The organism is Bradyrhizobium sp. CCBAU 45394, from assembly GCF_028128655.1.
Lineage (GTDB): Bacteria > Pseudomonadota > Alphaproteobacteria > Rhizobiales > Xanthobacteraceae > Bradyrhizobium > Bradyrhizobium diazoefficiens.
This window is the reverse complement of the sequence record NZ_LBIX01000173.1, coordinates 365,726-379,971: the sequence shown is the minus strand read 5'-3', so window position 1 is coordinate 379,971 and position 14,246 is coordinate 365,726. Positions and strand designations below refer to the sequence as shown.

Here is a 14,246-nt window from a genome sequence, read left to right as displayed (position 1 = left end):
TCCCCTGGAGGGGGAAGACACGTCACCCCCGCGCCATCGCCCGCTTCGCCACCGCCAGCGCCATCAGCACGAACGCCGACGTCACCTCCGGTCCGCCCACCAGGATCCGCGTCGGCGTCTTCATCTTGTTCCATTCATAGGCGCGGAACGGGCCGCGGCGGCCGCCTTCGCCCAGACTCGCGACGATGACATTCAGCGCCGGCGCGAAGGCACGCGGGTCGGCGCCGAGATGGCCGAGCGCGATCAAGGCGAGTGCCGCGTCGAACACGTTCATCTCGGCGGCCATCAGCTCGCCCTTGACGTAGGAGAGCACGCGGTGGCGGATGAAATCGAAGTCGCCGTCCGGATCGATCGCCGCCTGCGCCGCCAGCGGCAGCGCGAGGAAAGCGGCATAGCAGCGGCCGAAATAGGCGCTGTAGAGTTCCGGCAGGTAATAGATGTGCGAGCGCGGATTGGCGAAGGCGCCGCTGGCCGCGAGCCGCTTCTGGAAGCCGATGATGCGATGCACGGTCGCAAGCCGGGCCGGCGTCTCCAGAATCTTCCAGCGCACGAGGTTGCGGAAGCTGACCTCTAGAATGTCGAGATTGAGCGTCGGATCGAGATCGTTGCCGTAGGGCCGTTCGCCCCTGAGATTGTCGATCCAGGTCGCGACCCCGCCCTCGTAGTCGATATTGTCATTGAGCGGCACGGTCACGCGCGGCTCGTTGACGCCGGCGCGCACCTGGTAACTGCTGTAGAAATCCAGCAGCGGCTGGTCGATGATCGGATCAGTGCAGCCCGCCTGCGTCGCCGCCGAGATCGAGCAGGCCGTGGTGTCGCAGTCCGGCACATAGACGCCGAAGCCGAGATCCTGCTTGATCTGGGCGAAGAAGCGGGAAAAGCGCGGATGCGGCGCGGGCGCGAGCGCGGTGATGACATTGAAGCGCGCACCGTCGGTGCCCTCGACCTCCTCGCGGCTGATGTTGACGCAGAAATCGACCATGTCGGCGATGGCGTGCTCTGCCGCCGTCTTGTCGGCCGGCGAAGCGAGCCCGGTCTCGACGAAGCTGAGCAGCGCTTCAATGAAGAACGCATCGTAATAGGCCGAGCGGTGGCGGATCTGCACCGGCTCCCACATCGGCTCGGCGATGCCGGTCCAGGGCGGATTGACCACGGCGGCTGCCCTCGAGCGCGCGATGAAGACGCGGGCGAGGTTGAACAGCAGCGAGGAGTTCTTGTAGCCGCGCGCGTTCAACCCGGTGAGCGCCATGGTCAGCTCGCGTCCGCGGAAATCAGGGTCGCCGATCAGGTTGAAGGCGGCATAGGTCGGCAGGAAACCGTTCTTGCGGTACGAGCCGAGCAGATGTTGCGCGCAGTCGCGGATCACGCCGTCGATCTGTGAAGCCTGCGGCATGGCGCCGACGAACGGCGCCGGCGGCGGCTTCGGATGGTCGAGCGTGATGCTGTCGACGAGTTCGGCGACGGGCTGGCCGACCGCCGCCCAGTCCGGCTCGGCCTCGTCGCGGGCGCGGGTGAGTGCCTCGCGCAGCCGGGTGAGCTTGGCCTCGTTGCGCAACTCGGGCAGCCCGGCCCGCCGGAGCAGCACCCGCAGCGCGGGATTGCCGAGCGCGGTCTTGTAGAATTTGGCCAGATGCGGATCGCCGCTGGCGGGGCCTGACAATACGGGATCGCAGACGTCGTAAAGCGAGGGGCCGTCCTTCCGCGCCGTCAGCGCCCGGCAGGCGGCGCCGGCAAAATAATGAAAGCTCATGAAATACCTGGTCGCGGGGCCTTGGTCGGGGACGGCCGGTGCGCTCCCATCTGCGCACCACCCCTGCAAGTCTTTGAAAAAGCTACCCGGATTCGCAGGAAAAACAAATGTGATGGCAGTCACGGAAAAAGTCGGCACGAGGGCTGCATGATCAGAGCCCGGAAGGCTACGGGGATACCAAAAACGGAGAAATCCAGGTCAGGTAATTAACTAACATCTTCAGCGACTTAGCTCAAATTTTGGGCAATCTATTGCGGGACACCCTATATCCCGTTAAAGGTTTGTTTGGTGCGGCGCCGCAAATTGCGCGCAATTCGGGGGCACTCCCCCGGCCAATCCCTCAAACCTAAAGACGCTATCGCGCTACTCAACCTGTATGCGCGCGCGTGGCCGGTCTTTGGCACTGACAGGAATGAAGCGAGATGAATGTAAGGCAGCTCGACATTTCCCGACGCACGATTGCGGTGGCCGCAGCCCTCATCGGCACGGTCTCGCTCGTGATCGGCGCCCATGCTGCCCTCAACATGCGCGCGCTCGATGCCGCCAAGGCTGTTACGACCGACCAGGTCACCGGGTCGATCGGCCAGGCCTCCCGGCTCGCGCTCGTCATCGGCAATGGACATTATCCCGACGCCAACGCGCCGCTGACGCAGTCGATCAACGACGCCCGCGCGCTGTCCTCGACCCTGCGCAAGAACGGCTTTGACGTCGACATGGTGGAAGACGCGACCAAGGACGACATGGTCCGCGCCGTCAACCGCCTGAAGTCCCGGATCAAGCGCGACACCGTCGTCATGCTGTTCTTCGGCGGCTACGGCGTGCAGGCCGGCCGCCAGAGCTACATGCTGCCGATCGACGCCGTGATCTGGAAGGAAAGCGACGTCCGCCGCCAGGGCGTCTCCATCGACGGCGTGCTCGACATGATGAAGGAGCAGGGCGCCAAGGCCAAGCTCGTCGTCGTCGATGCCTCCCGCCGTAACCCCTACGAGCGCCGCTTCCGCTCCTACAGCCACGGCCTCGCGCCGATCAGCGCGCCCGACAATGCGCTGATCCTCTCCTCCGCTTCGCCCGGCAAGGTCGTCGACGACGGCAAGGGCGAGCACAGCGTGCTGGTGAGCGAGCTGCTCGGCAACCTCGCTGCGCAGGGCAGCGCCGAAAGCGCCTTCAACAAGACCCGCGTCGCCATCTCCCGCGCCTCCGAAGGCGACCAGGTCCCGACCGTCTCCTCCTCGCTGCTCGAAGACGTCCATTTCGGCGAAGCCGGCGGCTAGTTTTTCCCGGCGATTGTAGGGTGGATTAGCGAAGCGTAATCCACCACTTCTCTCTCAGAGCGGAAAGCAAAGAGGTGGATTACGCCTTCGGCTAATCCAGCCTACGATATGCGTGTGTAACGCACATCTGCCCCTACACCGTCATGGCGAGCGCAGCGAAGCAATCCAGAATCTTTCCGCGGAAAGACTCTGGATTGCTTCGTCGCAAGAGCTCCTCGCAATGACGATCGTGGCTGCTACTTCGCCGCTTCCGCGGCCATCACCGGGCGCACGGGATCGCCTTCGCGGAGCAGTGCGCCGGCGCGAGCGACGACGACGTCGCCTTCGTTGAGGCCGTCGCGGACCTCGATATTGCCGCCCGACATCAAGCCGATCTCGACGCGCTTGGTCTCGACGCGGTTGCGGCGGATCACCTGCACCACGGTGCCGGCGGACGAATATTGCACGGAGGTCAGCGGCACCGCGACGTTGCAGCTCTGCCCGGTCTTGATCAGCGCGCGCCCGCTCGCATTCAGCAGCAGCCGCTTCTGCGAGGAGATGCCGATATAGACCATGCCCTGCTGGATGTTCGGCTCGACGGTCGGCCCGATGCGGCGCACCTTGCCGTCGATGTCGCCGGCGCCGGCGATACGCACGGTCGCCTGCTGGTTGACTGCGAGCTTGCGCATGTCGGTCGTCGCCACGAGGCCGACGAGATCGTATTCGCTGCGCGCCACGATCGTGAACAGTGCCTCGCCCTTGGCCGAGGCGAGGTTGCCGATCTGCGCGGTCGAGGTGGCGATCACACCCGCGACCGGCGCGGTGACCTGAAGCGTGCCGCCTTCGGGCAGCGCGAGGCGCGCCAGCACCTGGCCGGCGGTGGTGGTCTCGCCGGCTTCCGCCAGCACTTCCGTTACCTTCAGGCCAGGACGTTCGGGCCGCACCGAGGTCTCCTCGCGCGCGATGATTGTGCCGGTGGCCTCGACGATGTCGGAGAAGCAGGATTTTGCGACCTTCAGCACCGTGACGGCCGGCCCCTTGGGCGCGTCGTCATCGGCGGCTCCGGCCGGATATTGGCCGAAGACGAGCACTGCGGCGATGGTTGCGGGAAACAGGGCTCGAACAGCGGCACGGGGCAAATGGCGCATCGGAAATTCCACGGGGGCTATGCCTCCAATCGATAGCAGATGGCAGCGGCAAGGACTACGGCAGCGTTGTCCCAAAGCGGGATGCCGCGCCGCCCGGGCTGCCGCGGCAAGTCTTTGATTAGTCGCGGGATTGGAGAACAGGTTCGCTCGCCGCCGGGCAGGGCGCGGCGACCGCACAGCTCGTGGTTCGAGATGGGGTGCGACGGTTCTGCCTGGCTGCCGGTCAGCTTCGGCGATCGCCGAGCAGCTTGCCGGAGGAACGGTCGATCAGATGCAGTCGCGTGCAGGCCGGGCAGGGTACGGACACGTGCGTGCGGTCGGCCGGCTCGTCGCCAAGCCGATGCTGCACGTTCATGCCGGTCTGGGGGCACTTGAAGACAATATGACTGTCCATGACCGTCATATGATGAAAAGCCCCGGACTTTGAAATTACGGATGATTACTTAGGCCGGCCGCGGCCCCTCACGGCAGGCTCAGGAACTCCACCCAGTTCGGCTTCTTGCCGGTGGGGTAGGATTTCAGCTTGCTGAGCGCGCCGCTGCTCTGGTCGATGGCATAGACCGTCATGCCGTCGGACAGCTCGCCGACCGCGGCGAGGTAGCGGCTGGACGGATCGATGTTGAAGCCGCGCGGCTGCTTCTCGGTCGGCACGCTGCCGACCGTGGTCAGCTTGCCGCTGGCCGCATCGACCTTGTAGGCGGTGAGCGTATTGGTCGTGCGCTCGGAGGCGTAGAGGAAGCGCCCGTCCGGGGTGATGTGGATGTCGGCGGCCCAGGGTTTCCCATTAAAACCCTCCGGCAGTGCGGTGGTGCGCTGGATCTCGTCCCATGCGCCGCTCTTGGCCTCATAGGTGAAAGCAGCGACATCGCCGTTCAGTTCGTGGATGAGATAGACGAACTTGCCGTTCGGATGGAACACGAAGTGCCGCGGCCCCGATTTTTCCGGCACCTTGTAGTTCGGCGGATCGCTCGGCGTGAGCGTACCGGTCGTGGCGTCGAACGCGAAGCTCAGCACCTGGTCGGAGCCGAGATTGGTCGCGAACACGAAGCGGTTGTCGGGCGAGGGCAGGAAGGCGTGCGCGTTCAGCCCGGTCGGGATCACCTGCTTCGGCTCGCCCACGACGCCGTTCGCGGAAAGCGGATTCAGCGCGACCTTGTTGCCGCCATAGGAGGCGCTGAACAGGACCTTGCCGCCGCGGTCGGTTGCGATGTTCGCCATGCTGTCGGCGAGCGGCCCGTTGCCGACATGGCTGAGCTGGCCCGTCTTGGGGTCGATCGCAAAACTTACCGCCTGGAACGGCTGCGAGCGGACGCCGGCAATCAGCACGCGGTGGTCGGGTGTGATCGCGAGCGGCGTCGAGGAGCCCGGCTTTTCGACGCCCGTGAAGGCGGCGGTCTGCACCGGTGTCATCTCGCCGCTTTCGGACAGCTTGAACACGCTGATGTCGTTGCTGTCGGCATTGCCGACATAGGCAAAGGTCTCGGCCATGCCGGCGCGAACTCCCGAAATGAGGGCAAGGAAGGCGAGGGTGGTGGCGATCGCAGCGCGGGGCGTTTTGGATGCGACGCAGCGTGTCGGTCTCGGCATGGGCGTTCTCCTCGGGGCCAGTGCGGCATTGTTGTTTTGTCGCAGAGGATAGCGGCAGGCGCCTCGCCGCACCAAATTCCAAATGAGATCGATCGATGCCGAAATGGTATCGGTTGCGTCGCGCCGAAGGCGGCTACCGCACCGCGGCCGTCAGGTTGCGGAAGTGCAGATTCGGGCCGGCAGGATGGTCGGGCGGCCCGAGCACGGTCCACACGACGACCGCGAGCAATGCCGAGGTCAGGATGGTCCAGGCGACGAGTCGTTTGCGCATGGCGAAAATCCGTTGGTCGAATGTTCGATGCGCCGGGGCGCGTGCGAACCATCGTGCACTGCAAACGGCCGCGCCTCTATGAACTCGTTCACAGCCCAAGGGGATGAAAGGGTCCGCGGGATGAGGATGTCGTGGCAAAGCGCCACACCGGTTAAACCGATCGCAAGGTCTCTCCGACAAACTTGAACAGCGCTGCGCTTCCTCTGCTCCATCTCAGGCCGCAGGGCCACATGATCGCTAGGGAACGGCAGCCCCCTTCCCGCCGTTACCCCTGATCTCGCGGGCGGAGGACGCCAAAACGGAGGCTGGCACGTGTTTTGGATTTATTGGGACACCGCCTGGTCGCTGATCATCAGCGGCATCATGTTCGCCACCATCGTCACGCATCCCGACGCCGAGTTCGTCGAAGTGCACGCGGCCAAACGGCTGATGTGAACTTTCGTCCCGACCGGGATGCTGTTCCCCGATCGCCGGCCTCGCCCGAGGGCGACGTCTGCGGTCCGAGGTCCAGTTTGGACTCGCCTCCGCTTCCGGACCTCGTCCCGCCGGGATCGCTCACTGCATGGTTGCAGCGATCTTCTCTGCCGACATCAGCACCGGAAAGTTGGTGTTGGCGCATGGCACCACCGGGAAGATCGAGGCGTCGACGACCCGCAGACCCTGGACACCCCTGACGCGGCCCTGGTTGTCGACCACCGCCATCGGATCGTCGGCCCGGCCCATGCGGCATGAGCACGAGGCGTGCCACACGCCGATGGTCGCCTTGCGCACGAAGGCTTCAAGCGCCTCGTCGTCGTTCATCACGTCATCGAAGGTGAAGCCTTCGACCACGAAATTGTCGATCAGGTAGTGACGCAGCGCCGCCGGCCCGTCCATGAGCGCCGCAGCGATCCTGGTCAGGATCTTGTTCCTGGTGTTGACCACGCCGATCTTGCGGACCTTGTCGGTATAGGCGGCCGGGAACGGCTTGTCCGTCACCTTCCTGACGATTTCGCTCATCTGCACCGCCGCCATCTTGCGGAAGCCGCTCATCAGCCGATCGAGGTCGCGCCGGTCCGACAGCAGGTTGAACTCGACGATCGGCTCTGCGGAAGGGTCGCGCGAGGCAAGCTTGACCTGTCCGGTCTCGGAATAGGTCTTGTTGACGAAGGTCAGCAGCGAGCCGATTTGCGCGCCGACCGCGTGCCAGGCCGATTTGCTGAGCACGACGACGAACATGTCGCCCTTCGGCACCCCTGACAGCCCGGACGAATAACGCAGGCCAAGCTGCATGTGGCGCCTGGTATGCTCGTTCATGCGCGCGCCGCGGCGGACAAAGGACGACAGCGAAATCGAGGGATGATCCATCAGGCGCTGGCCGACGCCCGGCAAGCCCGTCAGCACGGGAATCCCCATGTCCTTGAGGTGGCCGACCGGGCCGATACCGGCGCGGAGCAGATGCGCCGGCGAATGGATGGCGCCGCTGGAGAGAATGATCTCGCGTCCGCGGAATTCCTGCTCCCGCCCGTCGACCCTGGCCTTCACGCCGACGCATTGCGTGCCTTCGAACAGCAGCTCCCGAACTTGCGTGTTGGTGGAGATCGTGAGGTTGGCGCGCTTGCGGGTGTCGCGATCGAGATAGCCCATCGCGGCGGAGACGCGCTGCTCGGCCTGGTTGGAGTGCGTCACCGCGAAATAGCCGTCGACGAACTCGCCGTTCTGGTCCGCCACGAATTGATGACCGGCCTGCTGGAAGGCATCGGCGAAGGCCTGCGAATGCCGTGTCCAGTGCTCCCGCGGAATCCGGCGCACCGGGATCCGGCCGTCCTTGCCGTGATACGGGCCGTCGAAATCGAGGTCGCGCTCGACCTTCTTGAAGAACGGCAGCACGTCGTTCCACGTCCACCCCTCGGCGCCGCGCGCATCCCATTCGTCGTAGTCGGTCGGCGCGCCGCGGTTGGCCATCTGGCCGTTGATCGACGAGCCGCCGCCGAGCACGCGCGCCTGCTCGTATTTGCGCAAGGGCGGACGCGCTTCGTTCGGATTGTTGTGGCTGACGACCTGCGTCGTGACCTTCAATTCCGTCCAGTGGAAGCGCGGATCGAAATAGGCCGTGCCCGGATAGCTGTCCCTGATCTCGGCCGGCTCGTTGCCGGGTGGTGTGTCCTGTCCGGCTTCGCAGAGCAGGACCTTGTTGGCACTCTTTGCGGAGAGCCGGTGGGCCAGCACGGACCCCGCCGAGCCGCCGCCCACGATAATGTAGTCGTACACGATTGGCGTTCCCTCTTGTTCTTGTGCCCAAGAGGTTAGCGCGGATTTATTTCGAGGTCACGCCACGGCTTTTGTTGGTGGCGCCATGAGGTCTGCAGGGTGGGACGATGCCGCGGGGCGAGACGGACGGCGGGCGTGCGCCGTCTCGCTCGATGAACCCTATTGCAGCACTTTCGGCATCACGATGACGACGTCGACCTGCTTGTCCAGCACCTGCGATGCGACCGCGGCGATGTAGGGCGAGTAGCTGTCCTCGATGTCGGACGCGACCTCCGCGTTCCCGGCGAAGGCGTAGAGCATCGTGCCCTCGATATTGTCGAAGCGGATGCCCGCGAAGACGCGATCGAACGTCTCGGCGCCGACGATGCCTGCCATGAGCGCCTGGATAGCCTGGTCCTGGACGAGTGTGAGCTTCATCATGCCGATGAGATATGGACCATCTTCCCGGATACAAGATGCGCAGCAACGATGCCGGCCTGTTCTCATTGCCCGGTCGGTCTCACGGCGTTGTCGTGCCGCCGTTTCAGCCCGCGGGCCTGGCAGCGGTCTGCGGCAGCGGCGGCTTGCGCTCCGGAAGCTTCTTTTTCGGCGGCGCCGGCAGCAAGCCTTCCCTGATCGCCTGCTTGCGAGCGAGCTTGCGGGCGCGGCGAATGGCCTCGGATTTTTCGCGCGTCTTTCTCTCCGACGGCTTCTCGTAGGAGCGCCGCTGTTTCATTTCCCGAAACACGCCCTCGCGCTGCATCTTCTTCTTCAGGACACGAAGCGCCTGGTCGACATTGTTGTCGCGAACAAGTACCTGCAATTGTGTCTCCTCGTCCGGCTGCGAAATACGGCAGTCCTGCACGCAGCCGATTGCGCAGGAGCTTCATTGCGATCGTGAGGATGACAGTGACGGCGATCTTCAGCGCCGGCCTCGAACACGCGAGCTGCTTGTCGCCGCGATACAGTTCGGGGACGACGTGAACACTCCCGGGCCGCCGTGTCAATCGATAAGGCCGCCGTGCGCGTCAATTCGCCACCTGAAGCCTATTCCGGGCCGCGCGAGAGGTGTTTTCACCGTCATCGCCTGCGCAAACGGCGCTTAAGCCGCGGCCGCCTGCGCCGACAGCAACCGCTTCAGCTTCGCGGCCGGGACGGCCGGGCTGAACAGCCAGCCCTGCATCTGGCTGCATCCGAGCTGGCGCAGCACCTCGCGCTGCGCCTCGGTCTCGACGCCTTCGGCCGTCGTCGCCATGCGGCGGGCGGCGGCCATGTGCACCACGGCCTGGACGATCGGAGAGGAGTCCTCGGGCTCGCCGATGTCGCTGATGAAGCTGCGGTCGATCTTGATCTTGTCGAAGGGGAAGCGGTGCAGATAGCTCAGCGACGAATAGCCGGTGCCGAAATCGTCGAGCGCGATGCGCACGCCTAGCTCGCGCAACTGCTGGAGGATCGTCAGCGCCTCCTCGTCGTCGCGAATGAGGACGGTTTCGGTGACCTCGAGCTCGAGCCGCCCGGGCGCGAGGCCCGATTCGGCAAGCGCGGCGGCGACCTTGAGCGCCAGCGTCTTGGAACGGAACTGCACCGGCGAGACGTTGACGGCGATGTGGATATCGCCGGGCCAGGAGGCTGCCTCCGTGCAGGCCTGCTTGAGCACCCATTCGCCGATCTCGCCGATCAGTCCGGTGTCTTCCGCGACCGGAATGAAGTCGGCGGGCGAGACCATGCCGCGCTCCGGATGGTGCCACCGCAGCAGCGCCTCGCAACCGGTCACGACATTGGCCGCGAGGTCGACCAGCGGCTGATAGTGCACCTCGAACTCGCCGCGCGCGAGCGCCTGCCGCAGATCGAGCTCCAGCTGCCGGCGCAGCCGCGCCTTGGCGTCGTATTCGGGCACGAAGACGCGGAAGGTGCGGCGGCCCTCGGATTTGGCGGCATACATCGCCAGGTCGGCGCGCTTGAGCAGATCGTCGAGATTGTCGCCGTGGTCGGGCGCGATCGCGATGCCGATGCTGGCATCGGTCGGAACCTCCTGGCCCTTGCAGTTCACGGGCGCACGCAATGCGTTGAGGATCGCTTCCGCCAGCGCCGTCAGCTCGGCCTGGTCGCTGGTGCCGGCCTTGACGATGGCGAATTCGTCGCCGCCCAGCCGCGCGACGAGGTCGTTGCCGCTGACGCAGGCGCGCAGGCGGTTCGCGACCTGGCGCAGCAGCTCGTCGCCGACCTCGTGTCCGAGCGAATCGTTGACGCCCTTGAACTCGTCGACGTCGATATAGAGGATCGCGAACGGCTTGCCCTCGGCAAGCTCCGCCACGCGGCGTTCCAGATGGCCGCGCATCAGCACGCGATTGGGCAGGTCGGTCAGCGCGTCGTAATGCGCCATATGCGCGATGCGTTCGTCGGCGCGGATGCGCTCGGTGACGTCGTCATGGGTGGCAAGCCAGCCGCCGGCGGCGCCGGGCTGGTTCTTGATCTCGATCAGGCGGCTGTCGGCGGTCTCGACGATCGTGCTCTGGGTCCGTCCGACACTGCCCAAAATGCCGTCGCAATAGGAATCGACGTCGCCGTCGAACGATCCGGTGTCGTGGCGGTGCTGGATCACGTCGCGGAAATAGGCCCCGGGCTTCACCACGTCGGTGGACAGGCGGTACATCTCGATGTAGCGCCGGTTGCAGACGATCAGCCGCTCGTCCTGGTCGAACATCAGAAGGCCCTGCGTCATGGTGTTCAGCGCGGTGTCGAGCCGCTGCTTCTCCAGCGAGAGCCGGCGGGTCATCTGGCGGAAGATCAGGAACAGCGTCAGGACGAGCAAGCCGATCGACAGCACGGCCACGGTGACGAAGAATTTCGTTTGCGTGCGCCAGGTGGTGAGCGTCGCGTCCAGCGACCTGGTCGCAACGATCACCAGCGGCGCGCCGGTCAGGAGGCGGGAGGCGACGATGCGGTCCTTGCCGTCGATCGGGCTCGCGAGCTGCATCGTGACGAAGGTGCGCTCGAACACGGCTTTCTGCTCGGGGGAGCCGGTGTGGTAGTTCTGCCCGATCATCGCGTCGACATGCGGAATGCGCGCAAGCAGCTGGCCGTTCTGGTGGTGCATCGCGATCGAGGAATCGTCGCCGAGCCCCGTCGAGGCAAAGAAGGATTCGAGCTGGTCGGGCGTGATCGCGCGCGAGACCATGCCGAGGAATTCGCCATGGGGGCCGGAGACGCGCCGCGCGAACACGATCGCCGGTCCGTTGCCGAACCGTCCGGGCACGACCTCGATCTCCTCCTGCGAGGTCGGGTCGGATTTGAGGCGGTTGAAATAGCCGCGGTCGGCGACCGAGATGTCGGCGACCGGCCAGCGCCGCGACGAGTTGATGAGCACGCCGTTGGCGTCGAACACATTGGCGCCGGCGACGTCGGACCAGCCGCTGGCTTTTGCGCGCAACGCCTCGTGCATGGCGAGGGTGCCCATCTCGCTGCGGAAGACGTCGGTGGAGGCGATGCCGTGGCTTTCGAGCTCGGCGATGACGCTCTTCTGGAGCACCGCGAAATCCGCGAACTCGCGGTCGAAATGGCGGGCCAGCAGGCGGACGGCACTCTCCAGGCTGTCGCGGCCGCTCTCGATCGCATTCTGCCGGAAGCGATCGACGGTGAGCGCGGTGCCGATGGCGGTTGCAGCCATCAGCACGAAGCCGCCGACGATCAGCCATGTCAGCGGCGCCCCGCGCCAACGGCGCAGCAGCGCGCGCATCCGCGCGGTCCATCGGATCGATGTGCCCATCCAGCCCTCCCGTGGGATGCAAGATGCAGCAAAACCGACAAGACCCCGTTACCAGTGAGGGTTACGAAAATATGAATCGGAACGGAATCGGGAGGTTGGTTCTCCGGGCGGCCGATCCTTCGAGACGCCCGCTTTGGCGGGCTCCTCAGGATGAGGGCAGAGTGCGTGGCAGCAATTTTTGCGGGCGCCGATGCTGCTTAGCCTCATCCTGAGGAGACCGCGAGAAGCAGTCGTCTCGAAGGGCGAGGCGCGCGTAGACTGGCGCCAAGGAGACATATGAGATCGCCCCGCTTTGGAGGGGGCCGGCGAGGCCAAATCTCACCGCTTGATCTCCCAGTTCAGCGCTTCCGCATTGCCCTTGGCGAACATCGCCGGCACGTCGAACTTGCCGGTCTTGAGGTCATAACGGCATTTCCAGTCGGCCAGTCCCTTCACGGCGACGTTCTTCGGATGCTTGTCCATTTCGCCCGACAGCGAGATCAGGAGGTAGCGATTGTTGGGCCAGTCAACGCCGAGCCAGCGATGAGCATCTTCGGTGCCCTTCATCAGATTGGCCGAGATGTGGTAGTCGAGCTTCATCTTCTTCGTGTCCGGCCGGCTGTGGAAATAGGCCCAGGCGAGGTCACTGAGCGACTTCTTCGTCGCGCTGACGAAGGTGCCGTTCTCGACATGATAGAGAAACAGATACTGCTCGCCCGAGCCGGTCTTCTGCATCCGCACCAGCCATTGCGAGTCGCTGGTGAAGCGGAAGCCGGCGCCATAGCCCTGCTCGGGCTTCAGCTCCGTCATCCGCTCGCCGTTCCTCGCCCAGGCCTGCCATTTGACGTCGAAATCCTTGCTGTCCTTCATGTACTGCTCGATCCGGGTGGCGCCGTCGGGCGAGGTGAAGGCGAGATCGGCGTTGTCGGTGAGGATGTAGTCCGGCGGCGGGCCCGAGGCGGCAAGTGCGGGGGTGGCGGCGAGCATCACGGCAAGCGCCAGCCATGGCGCGGGGCGGCAAAATGCAGTCACGGGAAAAATCCTCAAAAAATAGGCCGCGATGCGGCCTCGATCATTGGACGCCGACGGGGCCGCGCCGGTTCATCCGCGGCGGGCGGGAACGGAGGGCGGTAATCCCTTCGACCGTCTTGCTGCCGTAGCCAAATCGGAGCAACTTGCCGTCATCGGCCGATTTGCCAGCAAGGGTCTGCTTTCTGATGATGACCGCTTCCAAGGCTTTCATTGCATTCTGCCTGCTCGCGGTGGTCGGCACCGTGCTGGTGATCGGCCCCACCGAGCTGCGCCGCCTGTTGCCGGGCGGGACGAGCACCGAGATCGCCGTCGCGGCCAAGCCTGAGGCCAAGGTCGGAGCCAACACCGAAATCAAGACCGAACCTAAAGCCGAGACCAAGGCAGCGCCGACGCCCGAAGAACCGAAGCTCGCCGCCGGCGCGCCGCCCGCGTCGCCGGCGCCCGCCGCCGCGCCGAAGCCTGCGGGTCCATTGGCCGAGACGCAGAAGCAGGTCACGGCGCTGGCGGATCTCGTGCCGGTCAAGCCGCCGGTGGCCGCGACCGACGCCGGTCCCCGGTTCGACGTCGCGCGCATCGACGACCATGGCGAAGCGGCGGTGATCGCGGGCCAGGCCACGCCGGGCGCAAAGGTCGAGCTGCTGCGCGACGGCCAGCCGCTTGATTCGGTCGTGGCCGATGCGTCGGGCCAGTTCGTCATGACGCCGCCGCAACTTCCCGCCGGCAGCTACGAGCTGACCCTGCGCGCCAGGGCGCCGGATGGCACCGTCACGCAGTCCAGCCGCACCATGCCGGTGACGATCGCGGAGGCGGCGCCGCCGCCGGCGCGTGTTGCACCGCCCGCCGCCAAACTGGAAACGAAGCGGGCCGCGACGCCGGCCGAGAAATCGGATGTCGTGGCATCCCTGCCGTCGGCATCGGACAGGCCGGCGACGCGGCCCAGAATGATGGGCGCGACGAAATCTAGGGGCAGCATGGCGCGAGCGCCTGCCGCCACGACGGTCGCATCGGCGTCGCCGGGCGACGCCCTCAGCGGCACACCGGCGGAGGCGGGCGGCAGTCGGGTGATCTCCCGCGGCGACAGCCTGTGGGCGCTCAGCCGGCTCGCTTACGGCGACGGCGCCCGCTACGCCGTGATCTTCAACGCCAACCGCGCGAAGATCCACAACCCGAACCTGATCTATCCCGGCCAGACTCTCGTGCTGCCGCAAAAGGCGGAATGAGCGCAGCGCTTCTT

General features: G+C 65.5%; 13 protein-coding genes. 3 read left to right on the top strand and 10 right to left on the bottom strand.

All coding sequences use genetic code 11. The annotated features are described in order from the left end of the window. Positions 1 to 22: 22 nt before the first annotated feature. The gene (locus WN73_RS33145) at positions 23 to 1,750 is read right to left on the bottom strand and encodes a hypothetical protein (protein ID WP_028175681.1); all 1,728 of its coding nucleotides are present in this window, start codon (positions 1,748 to 1,750) and stop codon (positions 23 to 25) included. A gap of 422 nt (positions 1,751 to 2,172) precedes the next feature. On the opposite strand from WN73_RS33145, the gene WN73_RS33140 reads away from it, so the two are divergent. Continuing rightward, entirely contained in the window at positions 2,173 to 3,021 is an 849-nt protein-coding gene (locus WN73_RS33140; RefSeq protein ID WP_011083202.1) for a caspase family protein, read from the top strand. Positions 3,022 to 3,257: 236 nt separating this feature from the next. On the opposite strand, the gene WN73_RS33135 is transcribed toward WN73_RS33140, so the two are convergent. From WN73_RS33135 to WN73_RS33120, 4 genes are all read right to left on the bottom strand, one after another. Then, on the bottom strand, positions 3,258 to 4,148 hold the full coding sequence (locus WN73_RS33135) for an efflux RND transporter periplasmic adaptor subunit (protein ID WP_028175680.1): 891 nt from the start codon (positions 4,146 to 4,148) through the stop codon (positions 3,258 to 3,260). 223 nt (positions 4,149 to 4,371) lie between these two features. Then, positions 4,372 to 4,542, bottom strand: a complete 171-nt coding sequence (locus tag WN73_RS33130) for a hypothetical protein (protein WP_271556332.1) — start codon at positions 4,540 to 4,542, stop codon at positions 4,372 to 4,374. A 68-nt stretch (positions 4,543 to 4,610) separates the two neighbouring features. After that, positions 4,611 to 5,735, bottom strand: coding sequence for a lactonase family protein (locus tag WN73_RS33125; protein ID WP_028175679.1), 1,125 nt, complete (start codon positions 5,733 to 5,735; stop codon positions 4,611 to 4,613). 133 nt (positions 5,736 to 5,868) lie between these two features. After that, positions 5,869 to 6,006: a hypothetical protein gene (locus tag WN73_RS33120; protein ID WP_156149861.1), complete on the bottom strand. Its 138-nt coding sequence runs from the start codon at positions 6,004 to 6,006 to the stop codon at positions 5,869 to 5,871. A 312-nt stretch (positions 6,007 to 6,318) separates the two neighbouring features. Between WN73_RS33120 and WN73_RS33115 the strand changes: the two genes are divergently transcribed. Next, a complete protein-coding gene (locus WN73_RS33115) occupies positions 6,319 to 6,441 on the top strand; it encodes a hypothetical protein (protein WP_256380414.1) in 123 nt (40 codons plus the stop codon). A gap of 120 nt (positions 6,442 to 6,561) precedes the next feature. Here the strand turns inward: WN73_RS33115 and WN73_RS33110 are convergent, their stop codons facing one another. The 5 genes from WN73_RS33110 to WN73_RS33090 all read right to left on the bottom strand — a co-directional run bounded on the left by WN73_RS33110 (position 6,562) and on the right by WN73_RS33090 (position 13,012). Beyond that, complete coding sequence (locus WN73_RS33110; protein WP_271556328.1) at positions 6,562 to 8,256, bottom strand: GMC family oxidoreductase; 1,695 nt, start codon at positions 8,254 to 8,256, stop codon at positions 6,562 to 6,564. Positions 8,257 to 8,415: 159 nt separating this feature from the next. Then, positions 8,416 to 8,676: a hypothetical protein gene (locus tag WN73_RS33105; protein ID WP_038967442.1), complete on the bottom strand. Its 261-nt coding sequence runs from the start codon at positions 8,674 to 8,676 to the stop codon at positions 8,416 to 8,418. Positions 8,677 to 8,779: 103 nt separating this feature from the next. Next, a complete protein-coding gene (gene rpsU, locus WN73_RS33100; protein ID WP_011083197.1) occupies positions 8,780 to 9,058 on the bottom strand; it encodes a 30S ribosomal protein S21 in 279 nt (92 codons plus the stop codon). Between the two features lie 279 nt (positions 9,059 to 9,337). Beyond that, complete coding sequence (locus WN73_RS33095) at positions 9,338 to 12,001, bottom strand: bifunctional diguanylate cyclase/phosphodiesterase (protein ID WP_271556325.1); 2,664 nt, start codon at positions 11,999 to 12,001, stop codon at positions 9,338 to 9,340. Positions 12,002 to 12,319: 318 nt separating this feature from the next. Beyond that, on the bottom strand, positions 12,320 to 13,012 hold the full coding sequence (locus tag WN73_RS33090) for a hypothetical protein (protein ID WP_271556323.1): 693 nt from the start codon (positions 13,010 to 13,012) through the stop codon (positions 12,320 to 12,322). 185 nt (positions 13,013 to 13,197) lie between these two features. Here WN73_RS33090 and WN73_RS33085 point away from each other — a divergent pair, with 185 nt between their 5' ends. Next, complete coding sequence (locus WN73_RS33085) at positions 13,198 to 14,232, top strand: LysM peptidoglycan-binding domain-containing protein (protein WP_271556321.1); 1,035 nt, start codon at positions 13,198 to 13,200, stop codon at positions 14,230 to 14,232. Positions 14,233 to 14,246 lie beyond the last annotated feature (14 nt).

Bases quoted from the DNA above. Each gene is read 5' to 3' on its own strand.
- WN73_RS33085 (WP_271556321.1), top strand. From the start codon at position 13,198: ATGATGACCGCTTCCAAGGCTTTCATTGCATTCTGCCTGCTCGCGGTG.
- WN73_RS33105 (WP_038967442.1), bottom strand. From the start codon at position 8,676: ATGATGAAGCTCACACTCGTCCAGGACCAGGCTATCCAGGCGCTCATG.
- WN73_RS33140 (WP_011083202.1), top strand. From the start codon at position 2,173: ATGAATGTAAGGCAGCTCGACATTTCCCGACGCACGATTGCGGTGGCC.
- WN73_RS33135 (WP_028175680.1), bottom strand. From the start codon at position 4,148: ATGCGCCATTTGCCCCGTGCCGCTGTTCGAGCCCTGTTTCCCGCAACC.
- WN73_RS33125 (WP_028175679.1), bottom strand. From the start codon at position 5,735: ATGCCGAGACCGACACGCTGCGTCGCATCCAAAACGCCCCGCGCTGCG.
- WN73_RS33130 (WP_271556332.1), bottom strand. From the start codon at position 4,542: ATGGACAGTCATATTGTCTTCAAGTGCCCCCAGACCGGCATGAACGTG.
- WN73_RS33120 (WP_156149861.1), bottom strand. From the start codon at position 6,006: ATGCGCAAACGACTCGTCGCCTGGACCATCCTGACCTCGGCATTGCTC.
- WN73_RS33095 (WP_271556325.1), bottom strand. From the start codon at position 12,001: ATGGGCACATCGATCCGATGGACCGCGCGGATGCGCGCGCTGCTGCGC.
- WN73_RS33145 (WP_028175681.1), bottom strand. From the start codon at position 1,750: ATGAGCTTTCATTATTTTGCCGGCGCCGCCTGCCGGGCGCTGACGGCG.